This window comes from Kosakonia oryzae (assembly GCF_001658025.2).
Lineage (GTDB): Bacteria > Pseudomonadota > Gammaproteobacteria > Enterobacterales > Enterobacteriaceae > Kosakonia > Kosakonia oryzae.
In genome coordinates this window covers 2,231,962-2,254,409 of the sequence record NZ_CP014007.2, presented here as the reverse complement: position 1 = coordinate 2,254,409, position 22,448 = coordinate 2,231,962, and the positions used below count along the sequence as shown (strand labels likewise).

The following is a 22,448-nucleotide window of genomic DNA, read 5'->3' as shown; positions in this document are numbered from 1 at the left end:
GCCCTCTCGTACAGAATTGATTGCGTGTTCTATGCTTGAAATGAGACGCTCCATACAGAGAGTGTTCTAACAATGAGGGCGCGCTAATGGCTACGATTGACTCAATGAATAAGGACTCTATTCGTCTGAGTGATGGACCCGACTGGACTTTTGATCTACTGGATGTCTATCTGGCCGAAATCGACCGGGTAGCAAAACTTTATCGGCTGGATACTTATCCGCATCAAATTGAAGTCATTACTTCAGAGCAGATGATGGATGCCTACTCCAGCGTCGGTATGCCGATCAACTACCCTCACTGGTCGTTTGGTAAGAAATTCATTGAAACCGAACGGCTCTATAAACATGGGCAACAAGGGCTGGCTTACGAGATCGTCATCAACTCCAACCCGTGTATCGCTTATCTGATGGAAGAAAATACCATCACCATGCAAGCGCTGGTGATGGCGCATGCCTGCTACGGGCACAACTCTTTCTTTAAGAATAACTACCTGTTCCGCAGCTGGACCGACGCCAGTTCAATTGTCGATTACCTTATTTTCGCGCGGAAATACATTACTGACTGCGAAGAGCGGTACGGCGTCGATGAAGTCGAAAAGCTGCTCGACTCTTGCCATGCGCTGATGAACTACGGGGTGGATCGCTACAAACGCCCGCAAAAAATTTCGTTGCAGGAGGAAAAAGCCCGGCAGAAAAGCCGCGAGGAGTATCTGCAAAGCCAGGTGAATATGCTGTGGCGTACGCTGCCAAAACGCGAAGAGGAGCGCGCCACCGCCGAAACGCGCCGCTATCCGTCTGAGCCGCAGGAAAACCTGCTCTATTTTATGGAGAAGAACGCGCCGCTGCTGGAGCCGTGGCAGCGTGAGATCCTGCGCATCGTGCGTAAAGTCAGCCAGTATTTCTACCCGCAAAAACAGACGCAGGTGATGAATGAAGGCTGGGCGACGTTCTGGCATTACACCATCCTTAACCATCTCTATGATGAAGGGAAAGTGACCGACCGCTTTATGCTGGAGTTCCTGCACAGTCACACAAACGTTGTGTTCCAGCCCCCCTATAACAGCCCGTGGTACAGCGGTATTAACCCGTATGCGCTTGGTTTCGCTATGTTCCAGGATATTAAGCGTATTTGCCAGTCGCCGACGGACGAAGACCGCTACTGGTTCCCGGATATTGCCGGTTCCGACTGGCTGGAAACGCTGCATTTCGCCATGCGCGATTTTAAAGATGAAAGCTTCATTAGCCAGTTTATGTCGCCGAAAATCATGCGTGATTTCCGCTTCTTTACCGTGCTGGATGACGATCGCAATAACTACCTGGAGATCGCAGCAATCCATAATGAAGAGGGATACCGGGAAATTCGCTCGCGCCTGTCGTCGCAGTACAATCTCAGCAATCTGGAGCCCAACATTCAGGTCTGGAATGTCGATCTGCGCGGCGATCGCTCATTAACGCTGCGTTATATTCCGCATAACCGCGCACCGCTGGATAAAGGCCGCCGGGAAGTACTGAAACACGTGCATCGCCTGTGGGGGTTTGATGTGCTGCTGGAGCAGCAAAATGAAGATGGCAGCGTGGAACTGCTGGAAAGATGCCCGCCTCGCCAGAGTAGCCTGTAACGAAAAAACCCTCTGTTCACAGAGGGTTTTTTTTGCTTATCGAACCTGCAACGCTAAATCGCCAGGCATCGTTTTCTGCATGCGGTGCCAGATTTCACCGCTTTCATGGCCGTAACGACGCACCAGCTCATAGACTTTCTCGTATTGCGCCTGTTCGCACACTTCAGCAAGCTGGTGATAAAAACCCAGCGCCAGGCTGCGGGCTTCCGGGCTGGAGAAGTAATGACGCCCGATGCGGGTGTACAGCCCTTTCATGCCGTTGAGAATCAGCCCATAGATTGGGTTGCCGGAGGCAAACGCCAGCCCACGAAAAACGTTGTAATCGAGATCGGCGAACGCATCGGCGTGATCTTCCACCTCGCGCGCTTTGGCCAATACCTGCAGCGCTTGATCCGGATGCAGACGGAATGCCGTACGAATAAAGATGGTTGAGATATTGGTACGCACCGACAGCAGGTTATCGATCAGCTGGGGAACGCTTTCGTGATCCAGACGCGCCAGTGTTTCGAGAATATTCAGCCCGGAAGTTTCCCAGAAGTTATTCACTTTCGTGGGCTTGCCGTGCTGAATCGTCAGCCAGCCATCACGTGCCAGACGCTGCAACACTTCACGTAACGTGGTACGAGTGACGCCGATCAGTTCAGAGAGTTCGCGTTCAGCCGGAAGAATCGATCCTGGCGGAAAGCGACTATTCCAGATACTTTCGATGATGTATTCTTCCGCGAAACCCGCCGGGCTCTGCGCCTTAATGACCATAGACAAATTTCCATTACACAGCTAAGCAAAGGACACTCATCATACCAGACCCCGTCCGGTGCAGGTAGCGTACGGCAAGAAGAAAAAAAGGGATCACATCTCCATTTTCGTGATTTTACAAGGCTTAACCCTGTTTTAAGCATGCCTTTCATTTGAAACAAACCAGAATCTATCAATATTTTGTTTCGCGCAAAATAACAGCAAGTTTATTCCCAATTTGACATTCCGCATGATAAACATTCGATTACGTATTATTTTGATGCCTGCTAGTGGCCTCTACAATGATTTCGTTTACACTGCGTTGTCTACGCATCTCCAGGGAAAAGATTATGTTGCGATATTTAAATGAGTGCTCGCGTGGGCGCGGTGCCTGGCTTCTTATGGCACTTACTGCGTTTGCACTTGAAATGGTCGCGCTGTGGTTCCAGCATGTGATGCTGCTGAAACCCTGCGTGCTTTGTATTTATGAACGTTGTGCGCTATTTGGCGTGATGGGCGCAGGTATTGTGGGTGCCATTGCACCTAAAACGCCGCTCCGCTATGTCGCTCTGGTTATCTGGATTTACAGCGCTATTCGCGGTATCCAGCTCGCCTGGGAGCATACGATGATTCAGTTGCACCCTTCGCCGTTTATGACCTGCGATTTTGCCGCGCGTTTTCCTGCGTGGTTGCCGCTCAATAAATGGTTGCCGCAAGTGTTTGTTGCGACAGGGGATTGTGCAGAACGTCAGTGGGAGTTCCTGACGCTGGACATGCCGCAATGGCTGCTGGGTATTTTTGTTGCTTATCTGATTGTTGCGCTGCTGGTACTGATTGCCCAGCCGTTCAAACCGAAAAAACGCGATCTGTTCGGTCGCTAAAAAAACGCTCCTTCGGGAGCGTTTTTTTTATGCCTCAACAGGGAAAGCGCAACTGGCGCTCCGCGTCAGATTTAATTGGCGGAGCACGCCATTAATTTCACCGAATATCTCTGGCGATATTTCGTGGATATATAAAACATGCAGGCGAAGAGCTGTTAATTGGCAGCTTAATAAATTAACGCTTTATTTTCGTGACAGCGATTTCGGCAGATCAATCCGCCCATTCAGGTTTGTTGAGGATATGGTCCTGCCAGTCCTGGACTTCCGACTCTTTCACCGCAATATGCCGTACCGAGATACGCTCCGCATGCATCGCTGCTTTCGAACCGGTACGCAACGGATGCCACAGCGGCAGCGATTTCCCTTCAGCCAGCAGGCGGTAAGCGCAGCTCGGCGGCAGCCATTCGAAGGTAGGCAGATTTTCGCGCGTCAGCTTAATGCAGTCTGGTTCATACTCGAAGCGCCGCTCGTAGTTGCGGCACTGACAGGTTTTGATATTCAACTGACGGCAGGCAACGTTGGTGAAGTAGATCTCATCGGTGTCTTCATCCATCAGTTTATGCAGGCAGCACTGACCGCAGCCGTCGCACAGCGATTCCCACTCCGCGTCGGTCATTTGTTCGAGAGTTTTGCTTTGCCAGAAAGGAGTGTCGCTCATGATGAAATCCGCCATTGAAATACAGGGTGCACCTTATAACCAGTCTGGCATGCGGATGCAAGTTTTGCCGCCCGATTAAGGCGGCAAATTGCCTTACAGAACGCGGGTCGACAGAGAAAAACCGTTGAAACTGACTTCCAACTCGTCGCCGCTGTGCAGCGGGCCAACGCCGTCCGGCGTACCGGTCAGGATCACATCGCCCGCTTTCAGCGTAAAGAAGCGGCTCATATAAGCGATCAGCGGCACGATTTTGTGGATCATATCCGCCGTGGTGCCCTGCTGGCGCACTTCGCCGTTGATTTTCAGCCCAAGCAGCGTATTTTGCGGATCGCTGGTAAATTCCGCCGCCGGAATAAAACCGGAAATCGGACAGGAGTTATCAAAGCCTTTGGCTTTTTCCCACGGTTGCCCCGCTTTCTTCATTTTGCCTTGCAGATCGCGCAGCGTAAGATCGAGCGCAACGCCGTAGCCGGCAATCGCTTTTTTGACGTGATCTTCCGTTGCCTGGCGCAATGTGGCGCCAATCAGCACGGCAAGTTCGACTTCGTGATGTACCGAGCCAAAATCCTGCGGCAGAGCCAGCGGCTGGCGGATATCGCACAGGGCGGTTTCCGGTTTGATAAACAGTACCGGCTCTTCAGGGGTGGCGCTCCCCATCTCCTGAATATGTTTCGCATAGTTGCTGCCAACGCAAACCACTTTACTCACCGGGTAATCCAGCAGCGCGCCCTGCCAGTTATGATGTTGATACATGTTTTTCCCCTAAGTAACACATTGAACATGAGCGAAAAATGACTATCCGCGCCGCCTGACGGTTTGTCAAATCTCAATATGTTACGGCTCTCGCCGCAAGGAAAATAAGCAGCGGCAGAAACTCTGCCACTGTGGGAAAGGAGATTATTGTTTGTCGTTATCAGCAAGATGCTGTTTGAGTAAATTTTCCGGCGGCGGCGGTAATTGCAAATAATAGCCTTGAGTAGTCAGCGCCTCTTTTACTTTTTCCAAATCGGCACCGGCCAGTTTTTTACTCCCGTCGAGGGGTAAAATCATTGCCAACTGCGGTTGACCAAAACTTTGCATTAAAGTTTCCGGCACGCGGGAAAAATCGTCTCTTTTTTCGACATACAGATAAGTCTGATCGCGTCGGGTACTTCGGTAGATCACACAAAACATACTTTTACTCGGAATTAGCGGGTGGTTACTTGCCTGAATATAATAGTGACTATAACATGCCTGATAGTCTTCGGAATATTGCTCCGTGTGCGAGCGATAATAGCAAAATGAGTAAGGTCAGGATGTCAAACACGCCCATCGAGCTAAAAGGCAGTAGTTTTACCTTATCAGTGGTTCACTTGCATGATGCAAAACCCGAGGTTATTCGTCAGGCGTTAGAAGACAAAATCGCTCAGGCTCCTGCTTTTCTACAACATGCCCCCGTGGTTGTTAATGTCTCGGCGCTGGAAGGTCCGGTTAACTGGCCCCAGTTACAAAAGACTATTGCCGCATCCGGGCTGCGCGTTGTGGGTATCAGCGGTTGTAAAGATACCGAACTGAAAGCAGAAATCGAACGCGCCGGGCTTCCCTTACTGACAGAAGGCAAAGAGAAAGCACCGCGTCAGGTCAGCGCCCCGGAACCCGAGCCGGTTGTTACTCCGGTCACAAAAACACGCCTGGTTGATATGCCAGTTCGTTCCGGTCAGCGCATTTATGCACCACACTGTGATCTGATTGTGACCAGCCACGTTAGCGCAGGCGCAGAGTTAATTGCCGACGGCAATATCCATGTTTACGGCATGATGCGCGGCCGCGCGCTGGCAGGTGCCGGCGGCGATAAAGAAGCACAAATATTTTGCACACATCTCACGCCGGAGCTGGTCTCCATCGCGGGAGAATACTGGCTGAGCGATAAAATCCCGGCCGAATTTTATGGCAAAGCAGCGCGTTTGCAGTTAATTAACGACGCTTTGACAATTCAACCCTTAAATTAAGCCCTTTTAACAAGGAACTCCTATGGCACGCATTATTGTTGTTACTTCGGGTAAAGGGGGCGTTGGCAAGACCACCTCCAGCGCGGCCATCGCTACTGGTTTAGCCCAGAAGGGCAAAAAGACCGTGGTTATCGATTTCGATATTGGGCTGCGTAACCTTGACCTGATCATGGGTTGCGAGCGCCGCGTCGTGTACGATTTCGTGAACGTCATTCAGGGCGATGCCACTCTGAACCAGGCGCTGATTAAAGATAAGCGCACGGAAAACCTCTATATTCTACCGGCGTCGCAGACACGCGACAAAGACGCCCTCACCCGCGACGGCGTGGATAAGGTGCTCGAAGATCTGAAGAAAATGGACTTCGATTTTATCGTCTGCGACTCCCCGGCGGGTATCGAAACCGGTGCGCTGATGGCGCTCTATTTCGCCGATGAAGCAATTATTACCACCAACCCGGAAGTCTCGTCTGTACGTGACTCTGACCGTATCCTCGGCATTCTGGCTTCCAAGTCGCGCCGCGCGGAAAATGGTGAAGAGCCGATTAAAGAACATCTGTTGCTGACCCGCTATAACCCCGGTCGTGTGAACCGTGGCGACATGTTGAGCATGGAAGATGTGCTGGAAATTCTGCGTATCAAACTGGTTGGCGTGATCCCGGAAGATCAATCCGTGCTGCGCGCGTCGAACCAGGGTGAGCCTGTGATTCTGGATACCAACGCTGACGCCGGTAAAGCGTATGCCGATGCCGTCGATCGTCTGCTGGGAGAAGAACGCCCTTTCCGCTTCATCGAAGAAGAGAAGAAAGGTTTCCTCAAACGCCTGTTCGGAGGATAAGTTATGGCATTACTCGACTTTTTTCTCTCCAGAAAAAAGAATACCGCCAGCATTGCGAAAGAGCGTCTGCAGATTATTGTTGCGGAACGTCGTCGTAGTGACGCGGAACCCCATTATTTACCGCAGCTCAAGCGGGATATTCTGGAAGTGATCTGCAAGTACGTGCAAATCGATCCGGAAATGGTAACCGTGCAGCTGGAACAAAAAGGGGACGATATTTCCATTCTGGAACTTAACGTTACCCTGCCGGAAACGGAAGAAACGAAATAACACTCCCGTTTTCCAGGCATTAAAAAAGGCAGAAGAAATTCTGCCTTTTTGTTTATTTCAGCGAAACACTGTAATTATTTACAGCTATTAATTCGGGTATTCCACTAATAATGCGTTCAGTTGATCGGCCATCAATTCCCCGCGCCAGCCACTGATTAATTCCGGCAAAGTATTCTGTGGTTTTAGCTTCCAGTGCCAGTTCAGTAACTGATTAATTTGCCGACGAGAAGCCAGCAGCTCAACGCTGATATTGTGGCTTTCGCTGATGGTCTGTACCAGCGATTTGATCGCTTTGAATGCTTTACGATAACCTGGCATATCCATCAGATTGAGCAGCGGCTCCGGCAACTCCTCTTCCGGCAGCGCCTGAGCCTGCGCGACCAGCGCCAGCAGCGTTTTGCCGTGGAAACGGATCTCACTGCCGGAAAGGCCGATACTGTCCAGTTCGCCCATGCTGGAAGGCATATAGCGCGCCACCGCCCACAGGTTCTCTTCGCGCACCACAAAATTAACCGCCAGATCGCGTTCCCGGGCTTTACGCAGACGCCATTCTGCCAGCAGACGCAGGCAGGCCAACTGGCGCGTACGCAGCTGCCAGGCGTTGCCTATCTCGCGCCACGCCTCTTCCGGGGCCAGCACTTCCTGGCGGCGCTGCATCATCAGGCGACACTCATCCAGCGCCGCTTCCAGCCGCCCGGCTGCGCGGGTTTCCGCCATCAACTTGTCGGCAATCGGCAGCAGATACCAGACGTCAGCGGCAGCATAATCACACTGGCGCTCCGTCAGCGGCCGCGCCAGCCAGTCGGTGCGGGATTCGCTTTTATCAATCGTCAGACCGGTAAACTCTTCCACCATCGCGGCAAATCCCCATGATAGCGGACGACCGCAAAATGCGGCGAGGATCTGGGTATCAATCATCGGCTGCGGCTGTACGCCGAATGCGTTGAGGAACACTTCCAGATCTTCACTGCCGGCATGCAGGTATTTGACAACCTGCGTGTTGATCAGCAGATCGCGAAACGGCGCCCACTCGGTAATGGTCAGCGGATCGATCAGCGCCGTATGTTCGCCATCAAAAAGCTGGATCAAACCGAGTTGCGGATAGTAGGTACGGGTACGGACAAATTCGGTATCCAGGGCAATGGCCGGGAACGCGCTGGCGGCTTCACACAGTGAAGCAAGGCCGTCATTCGTCGTTATCATCTGGTAATTCAAATCATCATCTCTTTAGTTTGCGCCCATAAAAAACGCCGGCTTAACCGGCGTTCAGGCGACTAACGCATAGCTCAGGCTTTATTGTCCACTTTGGCGCGCGCTTCGTCACGCAATTCTCGCCGCAGGATCTTGCCAACGTTCGATTTTGGCAGTTCATTGCGGAATTCGACCAGCTTCGGCACTTTATATCCGGTGAGCTGGCGACGGCAGAAGGCGATTAATGCATCTTCGCTCAGCGACGCATCTTTTTTCACCACGAAGATCTTCACCGCTTCGCCGCTGTTTTCGGACGGAACCCCTACGGCGGCAACTTCCTGCACCCCGGCATGCTGCATGACCACATCTTCGATTTCATTCGGATAGACGTTAAAACCGGAGACGAGGATCATATCTTTCTTGCGATCGACAATGCGCAGGAACCCCTCTTCATCCATTACCGCAATATCGCCGGTATGCAGCCAGCCGTCGCGGATAATTTCATCCGTGGCATCCGGGCGCTGCCAGTAACCCAGCATCACCTGCGGCCCTTTTACGCATAGCTCGCCAGGCTCGCCCGGCGGCACTTCGTTATTGTTGTCGTCTACCAGTTTGGCTTCCGTCGACGGCACCGGCAGGCCAATGCTGCCGCTGTGATAATCGATATCGTGCGGGTTGACGCTCACCAGCGGCGCGCATTCCGTCAGGCCGTAACCCTCAAGCAGATACTGCCCGGTCAGTTTCACCCAGCGATCGGCAACGGCCTGTTGCACTGGCATACCGCCGCCAGCGGAAAGATGCAGCGAGGAGAAATCCAGCGCGCGGAACTCTTCATTGTTCAGCAGCGCGTTAAACAGTGTGTTCACGCCGGTCATTGCGGTGAACGGATATTTGCTCAGCTCTTTGACCAGCCCCGGAATGTCACGCGGGTTGGTGATCAGCAGGTTCTGCCCGCCCAGTTCAATAAACAGCAGGCAGTTCATGGTCAGCGCAAAGATGTGATACAGCGGTAGCGCTGTGACGACCAGCTCTTTGCCGCGGTGCAACAGCGGCCCGTAAGTTGCGTTGACCTGCTCCAGGTTCGCCAGCATATTGCGATGCGTGAGCATCGCCCCTTTTGCGACACCGGTTGTACCACCGGTATATTGCAGAAACGCCAGATCCCCGGTGACGACTTCCGGCTTGACGTATTGCATGCGATAGCCGGTTTGCAGCGCACGGCGGAAAGAGATGGCATCCGGCAGGTGATACTTCGGTACCAGACGCTTCACATATTTGACGACAAAGTTCACCAGCGTGCCTTTCGCCGGAGAGAGCTGATCGCCCATGCGGGTCAGAATGACGTGACGTACCTGCGTCTTATCAACGATCTTTTCCAGGGTGTGCGCAAAGTTGGAGACAATCACAATTGCGGAAGAACCGCTGTCATTCAATTGGTGCTCAAGTTCACGCGGGGTGTAAAGCGGATTCACGTTCACCACAATCATGCCCGCGCGCAAAATGCCGAACAGCGCGACCGGATATTGCAGCAGGTTTGGCATCATCAACGCGACGCGATCGCCCTTTTTCAGCCCCAGGCCTTGCTGTAAATAAGCGGCAAACGCCCGGCTACGCTCTTCCAGCTTGCGGAAGGTCATCACCTCGCCCATGTTGATGAAGGCGGGTTGATCGGCGTAACGCGCGACGGAGTGTTCAAAAAGTTCTACCAGGGATTGATAACGGTCGGGGTTGATCTCCGCCGGAACATCGGCGGGGTAACGGTTAAGCCAAACCTTCTTCAATGCATCACCTCTAAAATGAGTATTTCTGGTCATCACAACCCCATTTAATAAACAAGCCGTTAACATAATATTAACTCAGCGTACCAGTTTATTAATTAAGCGAACTGAAGGTTGCGAAGCCCGTCACTAATTATTTTTGTTATACACAGCCACAGACAGAAACAGCGGCTTAGCCGCTGTCTCATTTATTCAATAAAACAAGAGATTACTCTGTCACGATGGTCTCTACGCGGGCAGGTTCTGGCGGGTACCAGCCCCAGCCGGGGTAACCTGTTCGCCATCCGTGTCGACCAGGCGGCCCCCAAAACCACGGGTCTATCGGTTGAGGCGGCATCATCACTTGTTGAGTCAGATGCCAGCGTTTATAGCCGGTCGCCTGCATCACCATAAATTTGTAAGGGGCGTCGCCGATTTTACCATCCGCAGTGCCGGTAATCGGTCCAACCACTGTGACCAGTTGATTGCGGAAATCAACCGGATCGAGGAAGCCATTTACCTCCGCATAAATTCGCCCGACCGAAGGCTCGCCCAGTACCGGACGGGCGCCGCTGTCGAGCGGTACGGAGGCGATCTCCAGCCGGGTTTTCCCCTGCTGGTTCTGGATATCCACGACTTTGCCGCCGAAGCGGGCTTCCTGACCGACGTACAGCGACGGCGCACTCATCACCCGGACTAAATCGTCCTGCGGCGTGGGACTGGTTCCTTTAATCGCGTCAGGCACAGAAACACAACCACTCAACACCGCCGTTGCCAATCCTGCCAGCAACCAGCGCATAACTTTTTTTTGACCCGCCATGATGCGACTCCTTCACCCAGTTGTAATTACTGAGATTCATTCCCGGCCAGGAAGTTTCTTCCATGCCACTTCGTTACGTAAATAAACCGGTTCAGCGTGCTCCACGGCAACGGTTTTCTGTGCGGCGAACAGTTGCTGCGCAATCGGCAGCATATCTTCTGCAGTCGGGAGCAGGATTTCGCCGTCCGTGAGCGTCAGTGCATTACCGTTACCCATCTCCGGCCATGCGGGCCAACCAGTACCGACCGTTGCCCACTGGCCATCAAGCTGCTGAAGGCGCTCGCTTACCGCTTCCGGTTTGAGCACCGCTTCTGTCTCTTCGCCGTGCCAGACGCCCTGCTCGTCACGCTGGTATTCTGCCCAGTAGACTTCACCCATACGTGCATCAATCGCGGCAAGTACGCGGGTTGCGCCAGTTTTACGCCATGCGCCCTGCGCCATTGTTGCCAGTGTTGAAACGCCAATCATCGGCAGTTCGGCGCCCAGCGCAAGTCCCTGCGCAATGCCAATACCAATACGCACACCGGTAAAACTCCCCGGCCCGCGGCCAAAGGCCAGCGCATCAAGTTGTGTCAGTTTAAGATCGGCATCACCCAGCACATCCCTGACCAGCGGCAGGATGCGTTGGGTATGTTCACGTGGGCAAAGTTCGAAATGAGCGAAGGTAGTACCATCGTTCCACAGGGCGACAGAACAGGCTTCTGTGGCGGTATCAATAGCCAGAATTCGCATGGGTATAGCGGTCCATGAAAAACAAAATGGCGCGCATCTTACCACAGTCCCCGGCAAATTACTGCGCCGGACGCGCAGCAAGAAATTCAACGGCGCGGCGAATATCGCGCGTGCGCGGCGCGGGCGGCAGGCTGGCGAGGAACACCGCACCGTAGGGTCGCATCACCAGGCGGTTATCGCAAATCACCAGCACGCCGCGATCGTCGATGTCGCGGATCAGACGCCCGACGCCCTGTTTCAGCGTAATGACCGCATCCGGGAGTTGCACCTCATCGAATGGATCGCCGCCGCGCAGACGGCAATCTTCCATGCGCGCTTTTAACAGCGGATCTTCGGGCGAGGTAAACGGCAGTTTATCGATGATCACCAGCGACAGCGTATCGCCGCGCACATCCACGCCCTCCCAGAAACTGCTGGTTGCCACCAGCAGCGCGTTACCGGCGCTGACGAACTGTTGCAGCAACTGGCCTTTACTGGTTTCACCCTGCAACAGCACCGGCAGGCTCATCGTGGCGCGGAACTGCTCTGCCAGTTCGCGCATCATGGCGTGCGAAGTACAGAGCATAAAACAGCGGCCATTGTTGGCTTCAATCATTGGGCGCAGCATGGCCGCCAGCTGCCGGGCTGAGCCAGGCTGGTTAGTCTGCGGCAGATTGCGCGGCACGCATAGCAGCGCCTGATGCTGATAATCGAAAGGACTCGGCAGCAGCAGCGATTCCGCCTCGTCGATTCCGAGACGCGCCGTAAAGTGATGCAGATCGTCATTCACGGAAAGCGTCGCCGAAGTGAAAATCCAGCTCCCCTTTTTCTGCGCCATCACCTCTTTGAATTTATCCGCCACCGTCAAGGGTGTCAGCGCAAGGGTGAAGTTGCGCGAGGTGCACTCATACCAGTAGCTGTAACCGGGTTGATTAATTTCTTTCAGACGCTTGAGCCGTGCGCGGTAAGTGGTCGCCCGCTCAAAAGCGGCATCAAGCAGCGCCGAGCGCCCAAGGGAGAGTTTCGCCACGTCGTAGCAAAGTTCCAGCGCATCATCGAGCAGCAGCAGCGCGCGCTGGATGTTGGCATCGGCCAGCAATTCACGCAGGTTGCCGCGATAGCCGGGCTCACCAAGTTGCAGGCGGAAATCCTGCGTGCTTTGCGCCAGCCGGTCGGCGCATTTTTGTAGCTGCGCGGTATCTTTCAATTCGGTGCGATAAGCAATGGTGAAATCTTTCGCCAGATCCAGTAACTGGCGGCTGGAGAGCGACTGGCCAAAATACTGGCTGGCGATGTCCGGAAGCTGATGCGCTTCGTCGAAAATCATCACCTCAGCCTCCGGGATAAGCTCACCGAAGCCGCTCTCTTTCACCACCATATCCGCGAGAAACAGATGGTGGTTCACCACCACCACGTCAGCATCCATCGCTTTTTTGCGCGCTTTAACCACAAAGCAATCTTTATACATCGGGCAATCGCTGCCCAGACAGTTGTCGTTGGTGCTGGTGACCAGCGGCCAGGCCTGCGAATCTTCGGCTACGCTGACGCAGGTGCTGATATCACCATCGGTAGTCTGATTTGACCAGGAGCGCAGAAGAATGACATCACTCAGGGTTTGTACCGGCAGATCGCCGCCGGCCAGCGCCTGCTGTTCCAGGCGTTCAATACAGAGGTAGTTGGAGCGGCCTTTCAGCAGTGCGGTACGCCCGGTGAATTCCAGCGCGTTGGCTACCGTGGGCAGGTCGCGGCTGTAGAGCTGATCCTGCAACGCTTTTGAACCGGTGGAGATAATGACTTTTTTACCGGCGCGTAAGGCGGGCGCGAGATAGGCGTAAGTTTTCCCGGTGCCAGTACCGGCTTCGACCACCAGCGGCTGGGTGTTGTCGATAGCCTGCATCACGGCGTGCGCCATCTGGCGCTGCGGTTCACGCGGTTTGAATCCCGGTATCGCTTTGGCCAGTTGGCCGTCTGTTGCAAAATCGTCCGTCACACTACCCCCTGGTTAAATCGACAGTGATTATGTCAGGGTGGGCGGATTTACGCCAGCCGGGTTTTTGTGGCACTCTTGCCCGCGACTGTATGGAAAATAAGAAGGTGTGTTATGACAATTGTGCGTATTGACGCGGCGGATCGCTGGTCTGATGTGGTGATCCACAACCAGACCCTTTATTACACCGGGGTGCCGGAAAATCTGGACGCCGATGCGTTTGAGCAGACAGCAAATACGCTGGCGCAAATCGATGCCGTGCTGGCAAAACAAGGCAGCGACAAATCACGTATCCTCGATGCCACTATTTTTCTGTCCGATAGCAACGACTTCGCCGCGATGAATAAAGCGTGGGATGCATGGGTTGTTGCGGGCCATGCGCCCGTGCGCTGCACCATGCAGGCAAAGCTGATGAACCCGCACTATAAAGTGGAAATCAAAATCATCGCCGCGCTGTAATTACTCGTCCTCTTCATCTTCAAAGCGCGCCACAATCCGTTCACCCGTGTGGCTGGCGCGCAACTCTTCTGCAACCTGCGTAATCGCCTGACCGCTGCTCATGCCGCCAGCCATTAACTCCTGGATGCGCTCCACGGCTTTTTGCTGCTGCTCGTGGCTAAGGGAAGGTAAACCTGCAAACATCGTGAACTCCTGCTAAATTATTGGCGCTAATTATTTCATGCGTCCGCACAATTCACCAGCCGAAGACGCAGATGAGGATCAATGAAGACGTTATCCCCCGCCGTTATTACATTACCGTGGCGCCGCGACGCAGCCGAATACTACTTTGCGCCACTTAGCCAGCAGCCCTGGGCGATGTTGCTACACTCAGGTCTTGCCGAGCACCCACATAACCGTTTCGATATTCTGGTTGCCGATCCGTTAACCACGATCACGACCCACGGAGAAATAACTTCACTTAACGGTAGGCATGAAAGCCGCAGCGATCCATTGCAACTGCTACAACAACAGCTGGAGGCGCACAATCTGCATCCGGCGCACACTCCGGATCTACCTTTTCAGGGCGGCGCGCTCGGCCTGTTTGGCTATGACTTAGGCCGCCGTTTCGAAAAACTGCCGCAGCGGGCGCAGGCGGATATTACCCTGCCTGATATGGCCGTTGGCATTTATGACTGGGCGCTGGTCGTTGACCATCGGTTGCAGCGGGTTACGCTGCTGAGCCATGCCGATGTCAATGCCCGGCTGGCCTGGTTGCAGACGCAACGCGCGCCGCAGCAGGACGATTTCCGGCTGACGTCGCCGTGGCAAGCAAATATGAGCCGCGCCGAATACGGAGAAAAATTCCGCCAGGTGCAGGAGTGGCTGCACAGCGGCGACTGTTACCAGGTTAATCTCGCTCAGCGTTTTCAGGCACGCTATACGGGAGATGAATGGCAGGCATTTACCCGCCTTAATCGCGAAAACCGCGCGCCATTTAGTGCATTTTTACGCCTGCCGCAGGGCGCCATATTAAGCCTTTCTCCGGAACGTTTTATTCGTCTTGACGGCTCGCACATTGAGACGCGACCAATCAAAGGTACGCTGCCAAGGCTGGCCGATCCGCAAGCGGATGCGCAGCAGGCGCAGAAACTCGCCGCTTCGCCGAAAGATCGCGCCGAGAATCTGATGATTGTCGATTTGATGCGTAATGATATTGGCCGCGTAGCGACGCCGGGTTCGGTGCGCGTGCCGGAACTGTTTGTCGTCGAACCCTTCCCCGCCGTTCATCACCTTGTCAGTACCGTCACGGCTGAGCTGCCGGAGGGCCGCCATGCCAGCGATCTGCTACGGGCCGCGTTCCCTGGCGGCTCGATTACCGGCGCCCCCAAAGTTCGCGCTATGGAAATTATTGATACCCTGGAACCACAACGACGTAATGCATGGTGCGGCAGCATCGGTTATCTGAGCTTTTGCGGCAATATGGACACCAGCATTACCATCCGCACGTTAACCGCCTGCAACGGGCAAATATACTGCTCTGCGGGCGGCGGGATTGTCGCCGACAGCCTGGAAGAAGCGGAGTATCAGGAAACTTTTGATAAAGTTAATCGTATCCTGCGACAACTGGAGAGATGATTCGTGGAGCAAGCGGCTTTAACTCTGGATGATTTTTTATCACGTTTTCAACTGTTACGCCCCCAGCTCAATCCGGCGGTGATGAATACACGCCAGGCCGCCGTGCTGGTACCTGTAGTGCGGCGCCAGCAGCCGGGTCTGCTACTGACGCAGCGCTCGCCGCTGCTGCGTAAACATGCCGGTCAGGTCGCTTTTCCCGGCGGCGCGGTCGACAGTACCGATGCATCACTGATTGCCGCCGCGCTGCGGGAAGCACAGGAAGAGGTGGCGATTCCTCCCGATGCGGTGGAAGTTATCGGCGTCCTGCCGCCGGTCGATAGCGTCACCGGCTTTCAGGTCACGCCGGTGGTGGGCATTATTCCGCCGGATCTTCACTACCATGCCAGCGAAGATGAAGTGGCGGCGGTTTTCGAAATGCCGCTGGCCGAAGCGCTGCGGCTTGGGCGCTACCATCCGCTCGACATTCATCGCCACGGTAACGCACATCGCGTGTGGCTCTCCTGGTATCAGCATTATTTTGTCTGGGGCATGACGGCCGGAATTATTCGTTCGCTGGCACTGCAAATTGGCCGCAAGCCTTGACTATACTTTACACATAACATTTTTGTGACAGCGTGCGCGCTATTAGTAATATCAGGGTGAGCCATTAGTTTAATTCATGTGAATAGTTAAGCTGACGGCTGGCATCCCTCTTACACTATGCGCAGTTATTACATCGTTACTGGAACGCCGGTAACCCTGTCAGGAGCGTTAATGTGATTAGTATATTCGACATGTTTAAGGTGGGGATTGGTCCCTCATCTTCCCACACTGTTGGCCCGATGAAGGCCGGGAAGCAGTTCGTCGATGATCTGGTCGAAAAAGGATTGCTGGAAAGCGTTACCCGTGTTGCGGTGGACGTTTACGGCTCACTCTCCCTCACCGGGAAAGGCCACCATACCGATATCGCCATCATTATGGGTCTCGCGGGTAATGAACCTGCCACCGTCGATATCGACGCTATCCCCACGTTTATCCGCGACGTAGAGACTCGCGGTCGCCTGCTGCTGGCGCAAGGCCGCCACGAAGTGGATTTCCCGCAGGATGACGGCATGCGTTTTCACAGCGATAACCTCTCGCTACATGAAAACGGTATGCGCATCTCAGCGTGGAATGGCGATAACGTGGTGTACAGCAAAACCTACTATTCCATTGGCGGCGGTTTTATCGTCGATGAAGAGCATTTTGGTCAGGAGACGGTCAGCGCCGTCAATGTGCCCTGGCCCTTCAAATCTGCCACTCAGATGCTGGAGTATTGCAAAGAGACAGGCTTGTCCCTCTCCGGCATGGTGATGCAGAACGAACTGGCGCTGCACTCGAAAAAAGAGATCGAAGAGTATTTCGGCAATGTGTGGGCAACCATGCGCGCCTGTATCGATCGCGGCATGAACACTGAAGGCGTGCTGCCTGGGCCGCTGCGCGTTCCGCGCCGGGCTTCCGCGCTGCGCCGTCTGCTGGTCGCCAGCGATAAACTCTCCCACGATCCGATGAACGTGGTCGACTGGGTGAATATGTTCGCGCTGGCGGTGAACGAAGAGAACGCCGCCGGGGGCCGCGTGGTGACTGCGCCGACGAATGGCGCATGCGGTATCGTGCCTGCCGTGCTGGCCTATTACGATCACTTTATTGAATCCGTTAGCCCGGATATCTACATCCGTTACTTCCTCGCTGCGGGCGCCATCGGCGCGCTCTACAAAATGAACGCCTCCATTTCCGGGGCGGAAGTCGGTTGTCAGGGCGAAGTTGGCGTAGCCTGTTCCATGGCGGCGGCCGGTCTGGCGGAACTGCTTGGTGCCAGCCCGGAGCAGGTTTGCGTGGCGGCGGAAATCGGTATGGAGCATAACCTTGGTCTGACCTGCGATCCGGTCGCCGGGCAGGTACAGGTTCCCTGTATTGAGCGAAACGCGATTGCCTCCGTGAAAGCGATCAACGCCTCCAGGATGGCGATGCGCCGCACCAGCGCGCCGCGCGTCTCGCTCGATAAGGTGATAGAAACGATGTACGAAACCGGTAAAGATATGAACGCCAAATACCGGGAAACGTCACGCGGTGGTCTGGCCATCAAAGTACAGTGTGATTAAATAATTCCGCGCCGTTCAACTGAACGGCGTTTTTATGCGCGCTATTGCGCCAGTGGAATGATATTTCTCCGATTTGTCGTCGCTAAGTTAATTCCCCACTACACTTTCTGTATCCTGGCAAGGATTTCACGTCGGGGAGCTCACAGGCGACAATGGCATGCAGACGGCTCAACGGATCATTAAAAGATATCGACGGCGGCGCACTATTGTCTCCGTATCGGTGGCTATTGTCGCACTAATTTTTACGCTGACTTTCCGTTTTATTTCGGAGCGGAATTTAAATCATCAACGTATTACCGCCTTTACCCAACATGCTGTAAATACATTTGATCAATTATTGCTGCCGCTGGTAGCGGGCCGCTCTACGTTGATTCCACTGGTTGGTCAACCCTGCGCCAGCGTGCATTTGCAATTACGTAAACAGGCGGCCAGCCTGCAAACCGTGCGTGCTGTCGCGTTGATCAAAGACGGTATTCTTTATTGCTCCAGTATTTTTGGTTACCGCGATGTGCCAATAAAACAGGTGCAATCGTTCCTTCCCACCCGGGAACCTCTGTTGATGCTCTCGACAGACCAGACATTGCTAAAGGGGCGCCCGGTACTGATTATGTGGTATCCCACCTCTGAAGATGGGCAGGATGGCGTCATTGAAGCAGTCAATATCGATCTGCTGAGCGATTTAGTCCTGGAACCGCAGGCGCCGCTGATCACGCACGCTGTGCTGAGCGTAAGCGGCAAACATCTGGTGCATGGCAAAGGCATCATGGCCACCTTACCACCGCTGGGTGATGAAAGAGCGTACCAGCGCGTATCAACGAATTTCCCTTTCAGCATCAGCGTCAGCGGCCCGGGCGCGGCGAAACTCGCGTTATTACATCTACCGTCACAACTGCCGCTGGCGCTGATGATGAGTCTGCTGACCGGCTTTATCGCCTGGTTTGCAACCGCCAGCCGCATGAGTTTTTCCCGCGAGATCAACCTTGGGATTGCCGGACGTGAATTTGAACTGTTCTGTCAGCCGTTGCTGAAAGCACGCACATTAGAGTGTGATGGCGTAGAGATCTTGCTGCGCTGGCATAACCCGCGCCAGGGTTGGATCTCGCCGGAAGTGTTTATTTCGATAGCGGAAGAACATAACCTGATCGCGCCACTGACTCGCTACGTACTGACGGAGATTCAGCAGCAACTGCATTTTTTCCCCGACGATGTTCATTTCCATATTGGTATTAATGCGGCACCGAGCCATTTACGCAACGGCGAATTGCTGCGGGACGTAAATCAGCTCTGGTTTAATCACCACCCGATGCAGCAATTAATTATCGAACTGACGGAACGTGATGTGTTATTCGAAAAGGACTCCCGAATGGTGCAGGATCTTCGGCGTCGGGGAGTAAAAATTGCGATAGATGATTTTGGCACTGGCAATAGCTCGTTGGCCTGGCTGGAGCAGTTGCACCCGGACGTGCTGAAAATTGATAAATCCTTCACCAAAACCATCGGTACCGATGCCATTAATTCGACGGTCACCGATATGATCATTGCGTTAGGACAGAGACTGAATATTGAACTGGTGGCCGAAGGCGTCGAAACCCCGCTACAGGCGCAGCATCTGCGGCAGCGAGGGGTGAATATATTGCAGGGTTTTCTCTACGCAGAGCCAATGCCCATCAAGGCGTTCCCGGCGTGGCTGGCGGGGCACAAGGAGACCCCGTCAACGCGGCAAAACGGTCATGTTTTGCCTTTCACGCCGGACTGAGGATCACTCCTCTTCGTCGTGTTCCGACTGCTCTTTAACAATGCGTACCAGATCCACACGATAGTCGTTGGCTTCGACGACGGTGATGTGCAACGGTGCAATTTCCAGCACTTCGCCCGCCGGTGGGATTTGCCCTTTGGCGGAGATAACCAGACCGGCCACTGTCGCGACATTCTCATCGTCATTGACCAGGTTATCAATGCCGAGCGTATGCTGTAACGCATGTAAATCGGTGGTACCTTTCACCAGCCAGCCGTCGCCATCGGCCACGATTTCCGGCGTTTCATCCGCATCAGGGAACTCACCGGCAATCGCTTCCAGCACGTCCAGCGGCGTGACCAGCCCCTGCACCATACCAAACTCGTTCGTTACAATCACAAAGCTGCCGCGCGCCCGGCGCAACACCGCCAGCAGTTTGATAGGATCGAGCGTTTCCGGCACCACAATTGCCGGGCTGGCCGCAGCGATAGCAGCGACATCAGCCCCCTCTTCCAGCGCCACCAGCATCTCTTTCGCGCGGACAATACCGATCACTTCATCCAGCTCGCCACGGCATACCGGGAACAGGCTGTGCGGTGACGAAAGCAGTTGCTGACGGATCTGATCAACGCTCAGGCTGGCATCCACCCAACTGATATCGCCGCGCGGCGTCATGATACTGCGCAGCGAACGAGACGCCAGCGTCAGCACGCCGTTGATCATATAGCGTTCTTCTTCAGCAAATGCGCCTTCCGGCACCGGTACCGCAGCCTGGCTATCGGTTTCGATTTGCGGGCTTGCCTGGCGACGACCGCCCATCAGACGCAAAATGGCATCTGCTGTACGCGCACGCAGCGGTAGATTCGACTGATGGCGAATAAAGTTACGTCGGGCAACCTGGTTGAAAAACTCAATGATGATGGAGAAACCAATCGCCGCGTACAAATAGCCTTTCGGAATATGGAAACCAAAGCCTTCGGCCACCAGACTCAGACCGATCATCAGCAGGAAGCTCAGACAGAGCACAACGACCGTCGGATGCTGGTTAACAAAACGCGTTAGCGGTTTCGATGCCAGCAGCATAACCGCCATTGCGATAACGACCGCCGCCATCATAACCGGCAAATGGTTCACCATACCGACAGCGGTGATCACGGCATCCAGCGAGAAAACAGCATCAAGAATAACAATTTGCAGGACCACCACCCAGAAACTGGCATAGCCTTTTCCGTGCCCGCCATCATGTTCGCGGTTTTCCAGCCGTTCATGCAGCTCCGTTGTGGCTTTGAACAGCAGGAACACACCACCAAATAGCATGATCAAATCGCGACCGGAGAAGTTGAAACTGCCCACGGAGAAAAGCGGTTGGGTCAGCGTCACCATCCATGAAATCAGCGACAGCAGGCCAAGGCGCATGACCAGCGCGAGCGACAGACCGAGCAGGCGTGCTTTATCACGCTGTTTGGGCGGCAGTTTATCGGCAAGGATGGCAATAAACACCAGGTTATCAATACCCAGTACGATTTCCAGAACAACCAGCGTTAGCAATCCCGCCCATATCGAGGGATCCATTAAGAATTCCATGACAGGCTCCTGCAACAAGCGTGACGCAATGATGTGCGAGTATGCACAGGCATGATGGCATTGAACATATTAGGAAAGTGGCGGAAAACGCCGGAATGCACGGCACTGAAAGGCCTGAAGGTGAACTGACGTCGGTGACGATCCATACGGTGGGCTACAGCCCTCTACTCCTGACTAATTAAACGAACGGTAAACATAACAGAGAGCATTTATTGTTGGCAAAGATTTACCAGACTTTGCAAATTATGTGGATATTTTGCGCTCCGAATTTTCACGTATACGAAACCTAAATTACGGATCTTCATCACATAAATTATTTTTTCACTATCTAAAATAATTCACGAAGGAAATTAGTCTTTTGCTTTAACCCTTATATCTGAATCGATTCGGTTTACCGGGACAGATTCCACAATACACCGATTAATGGTGTGTTAACGACAAGAAGAAGGAGGTAGCAAGTGACCATTGCTATTGTTATAGGCACACATGGTTGGGCCGCGGAACAACTGCTGAAAACCGCCGAAATGCTGCTGGGCGAGCAGGATAACGTCGGTTGGATTGATTTCGTTCCCGGTGAAAATGCGGAAACGTTAATCGAAAAGTACAACGCGCAACTGGAGAAACTGGAAACCAGCAAAGGCGTGCTATTTCTCGTCGATACATGGGGCGGTAGTCCGTTTAACGCTGCCAGCCGTATTGTCGTCGATAAAGAGCATTACGAAGTCATTGCCGGTGTGAACGTTCCGATGCTGGTGGAAACACTGATGGCCAGGGACGATAACCCGACCTTCGACGAACTGGTAGCGTTAGCCGTCGAAACAGGACGTGAGGGGGTGAAAGCCCTGAAAGCGCAACCTGTTGAAAAACCGACTCCTGCGCCTGCGCCAGCAAGGGCAGCAGCGCCTGCGAAGCCAATGGGTCCGAATGATTACATGGTTATCGGCCTTGCGCGCATCGATGACCGTCTGATCCACGGCCAGGTGGCAACTCGCTGGACCAAAGAGACCAATGTCACGCGCATTATCGTTGTTAGCGATGAAGTGGCAGCGGATACCGTACGTAAGACCCTGTTAACCCAGGTTGCCCCTCCCGGCGTAACTGCGCATGTCGTGGATGTCGCCAAAATGCTGCGCGTCTACAACAACCCGAAATATGCGGGTGAACGCGTCATGCTGTTATTCACTAACCCGACCGATGTGGAACGCGTTGTGGAAGGCGGCGTGAAAATCACCAGCGTCAATATTGGCGGTATGGCGTATCGCCAGGGCAAAACCCAGGTGAACAACGCTGTTTCGGTCGATGAGAAAGATATCGCAGCTTTCAAAAAACTGAACGAACGCGGCATCGAACTGGAAGTCCGTAAAGTTTCAAACGATCCGAAACTGAAAATGATGGATTTGATCAGCAAAGTGGCGAACTAACCGCGGCGACCTGATTAACTCAGTTTTCACATTTACGTCTGATTTAGCTATAGGAGAAGT

Annotated in this window: 23 protein-coding genes; 11 read left to right on the top strand and 12 right to left on the bottom strand. The window is 53.9% G+C overall.

Annotated features, from left to right (window positions below):
- The first annotated feature begins 86 nt into the window (after nt 1-86).
- Complete coding sequence (locus AWR26_RS10835; protein ID WP_043953267.1) at nt 87-1,619, top strand: SpoVR family protein; 1,533 nt, start codon at nt 87-89, stop codon at nt 1,617-1,619.
- A 36-nt stretch (nt 1,620-1,655) separates the two neighbouring features.
- Here AWR26_RS10835 and fadR read toward each other — a convergent pair whose 3' ends face one another.
- Complete coding sequence (fadR, locus tag AWR26_RS10830) at nt 1,656-2,375, bottom strand: fatty acid metabolism transcriptional regulator FadR (protein ID WP_007371658.1); 720 nt, start codon at nt 2,373-2,375, stop codon at nt 1,656-1,658.
- Nucleotides 2,376-2,704: 329 nt separating this feature from the next.
- Between fadR and dsbB the strand changes: the two genes are divergently transcribed.
- Nucleotides 2,705-3,235, top strand: a complete 531-nt coding sequence (gene dsbB, locus AWR26_RS10825; protein WP_043953266.1) for a disulfide bond formation protein DsbB — start codon at nt 2,705-2,707, stop codon at nt 3,233-3,235.
- Between the two features lie 211 nt (nt 3,236-3,446).
- On the opposite strand, the gene AWR26_RS10820 is transcribed toward dsbB, so the two are convergent.
- The 3 genes from AWR26_RS10820 to AWR26_RS10810 all read right to left on the bottom strand — a co-directional run bounded on the left by AWR26_RS10820 (nt 3,447) and on the right by AWR26_RS10810 (nt 5,066).
- The gene (locus AWR26_RS10820; RefSeq protein WP_007371656.1) at nt 3,447-3,893 is read right to left on the bottom strand and encodes a YcgN family cysteine cluster protein; all 447 of its coding nucleotides are present in this window, start codon (nt 3,891-3,893) and stop codon (nt 3,447-3,449) included.
- Between the two features lie 93 nt (nt 3,894-3,986).
- Nucleotides 3,987-4,646, bottom strand: a complete 660-nt coding sequence (locus AWR26_RS10815) for a fumarylacetoacetate hydrolase family protein (RefSeq protein ID WP_064565734.1) — start codon at nt 4,644-4,646, stop codon at nt 3,987-3,989.
- A gap of 144 nt (nt 4,647-4,790) precedes the next feature.
- Entirely contained in the window at nt 4,791-5,066 is a 276-nt protein-coding gene (locus tag AWR26_RS10810) for a YcgL domain-containing protein (protein WP_064565732.1), read from the bottom strand.
- A 122-nt stretch (nt 5,067-5,188) separates the two neighbouring features.
- Here AWR26_RS10810 and minC point away from each other — a divergent pair, with 122 nt between their 5' ends.
- From minC to minE, 3 genes are read left to right on the top strand one after another with little or no spacing between them, the layout of a single operon-like run.
- On the top strand, nt 5,189-5,881 hold the full coding sequence (minC, locus tag AWR26_RS10805) for a septum site-determining protein MinC (RefSeq protein WP_064565730.1): 693 nt from the start codon (nt 5,189-5,191) through the stop codon (nt 5,879-5,881).
- A gap of 22 nt (nt 5,882-5,903) precedes the next feature.
- A complete protein-coding gene (gene minD, locus AWR26_RS10800) occupies nt 5,904-6,716 on the top strand; it encodes a septum site-determining protein MinD (RefSeq protein WP_007371652.1) in 813 nt (270 codons plus the stop codon).
- Between the two features lie 3 nt (nt 6,717-6,719).
- Nucleotides 6,720-6,986 carry a cell division topological specificity factor MinE gene (gene minE / locus AWR26_RS10795; protein ID WP_007371651.1) on the top strand — a complete coding sequence of 89 codons (267 nt, stop codon included), beginning with the start codon at nt 6,720-6,722 and terminating at the stop codon, nt 6,984-6,986.
- Nucleotides 6,987-7,073: 87 nt separating this feature from the next.
- Here the strand turns inward: minE and rnd are convergent, their stop codons facing one another.
- From rnd to AWR26_RS10770, 5 genes are all read right to left on the bottom strand, one after another.
- Nucleotides 7,074-8,189: a ribonuclease D gene (gene rnd / locus AWR26_RS10790; RefSeq protein ID WP_064565728.1), complete on the bottom strand. Its 1,116-nt coding sequence runs from the start codon at nt 8,187-8,189 to the stop codon at nt 7,074-7,076.
- 83 nt (nt 8,190-8,272) lie between these two features.
- Nucleotides 8,273-9,958, bottom strand: a complete 1,686-nt coding sequence (gene fadD, locus AWR26_RS10785; RefSeq protein ID WP_139227915.1) for a long-chain-fatty-acid--CoA ligase FadD — start codon at nt 9,956-9,958, stop codon at nt 8,273-8,275.
- A gap of 205 nt (nt 9,959-10,163) precedes the next feature.
- Nucleotides 10,164-10,754: a Slp family lipoprotein gene (locus AWR26_RS10780; protein WP_064565724.1), complete on the bottom strand. Its 591-nt coding sequence runs from the start codon at nt 10,752-10,754 to the stop codon at nt 10,164-10,166.
- Between the two features lie 36 nt (nt 10,755-10,790).
- Complete coding sequence (gene tsaB, locus AWR26_RS10775) at nt 10,791-11,486, bottom strand: tRNA (adenosine(37)-N6)-threonylcarbamoyltransferase complex dimerization subunit type 1 TsaB (RefSeq protein ID WP_064565722.1); 696 nt, start codon at nt 11,484-11,486, stop codon at nt 10,791-10,793.
- Between the two features lie 58 nt (nt 11,487-11,544).
- Nucleotides 11,545-13,455, bottom strand: a complete 1,911-nt coding sequence (locus AWR26_RS10770; RefSeq protein ID WP_064565720.1) for an ATP-dependent DNA helicase — start codon at nt 13,453-13,455, stop codon at nt 11,545-11,547.
- A 111-nt stretch (nt 13,456-13,566) separates the two neighbouring features.
- Here AWR26_RS10770 and AWR26_RS10765 point away from each other — a divergent pair, with 111 nt between their 5' ends.
- Entirely contained in the window at nt 13,567-13,911 is a 345-nt protein-coding gene (locus AWR26_RS10765; protein WP_064565717.1) for a RidA family protein, read from the top strand.
- Here AWR26_RS10765 and AWR26_RS10760 read toward each other — a convergent pair whose 3' ends face one another.
- Nucleotides 13,912-14,094 carry a YoaH family protein gene (locus AWR26_RS10760; RefSeq protein WP_035887444.1) on the bottom strand — a complete coding sequence of 61 codons (183 nt, stop codon included), beginning with the start codon at nt 14,092-14,094 and terminating at the stop codon, nt 13,912-13,914.
- Nucleotides 14,095-14,175: 81 nt separating this feature from the next.
- On the opposite strand from AWR26_RS10760, the gene pabB reads away from it, so the two are divergent.
- The 4 genes from pabB to AWR26_RS10740 all read left to right on the top strand — a co-directional run bounded on the left by pabB (nt 14,176) and on the right by AWR26_RS10740 (nt 19,404).
- Nucleotides 14,176-15,528, top strand: coding sequence for an aminodeoxychorismate synthase component 1 (pabB, locus tag AWR26_RS10755; protein WP_064565715.1), 1,353 nt, complete (start codon nt 14,176-14,178; stop codon nt 15,526-15,528).
- A 3-nt stretch (nt 15,529-15,531) separates the two neighbouring features.
- Nucleotides 15,532-16,110: a CoA pyrophosphatase gene (locus AWR26_RS10750; protein WP_043953256.1), complete on the top strand. Its 579-nt coding sequence runs from the start codon at nt 15,532-15,534 to the stop codon at nt 16,108-16,110.
- Nucleotides 16,111-16,283: 173 nt separating this feature from the next.
- Entirely contained in the window at nt 16,284-17,648 is a 1,365-nt protein-coding gene (gene sdaA, locus AWR26_RS10745; RefSeq protein ID WP_064565713.1) for an L-serine ammonia-lyase, read from the top strand.
- 157 nt (nt 17,649-17,805) lie between these two features.
- Nucleotides 17,806-19,404 (top strand): EAL domain-containing protein, encoded by a 1,599-nt coding sequence (locus AWR26_RS10740; RefSeq protein ID WP_064565712.1) that lies wholly within the window; start codon nt 17,806-17,808, stop codon nt 19,402-19,404.
- A 3-nt stretch (nt 19,405-19,407) separates the two neighbouring features.
- On the opposite strand, the gene yoaE is transcribed toward AWR26_RS10740, so the two are convergent.
- Complete coding sequence (yoaE, locus tag AWR26_RS10735) at nt 19,408-20,967, bottom strand: CNNM family cation transport protein YoaE (protein WP_064565710.1); 1,560 nt, start codon at nt 20,965-20,967, stop codon at nt 19,408-19,410.
- Complete coding sequence (locus AWR26_RS25900; RefSeq protein ID WP_405055559.1) at nt 20,955-21,113, bottom strand: protein YoaL; 159 nt, start codon at nt 21,111-21,113, stop codon at nt 20,955-20,957. The genes yoaE and AWR26_RS25900 overlap by 13 nt, the downstream gene beginning before the upstream one ends.
- A gap of 312 nt (nt 21,114-21,425) precedes the next feature.
- On the opposite strand from AWR26_RS25900, the gene manX reads away from it, so the two are divergent.
- Entirely contained in the window at nt 21,426-22,388 is a 963-nt protein-coding gene (manX, locus tag AWR26_RS10730) for a PTS mannose transporter subunit IIAB (protein WP_064565708.1), read from the top strand.
- Nucleotides 22,389-22,448 lie beyond the last annotated feature (60 nt).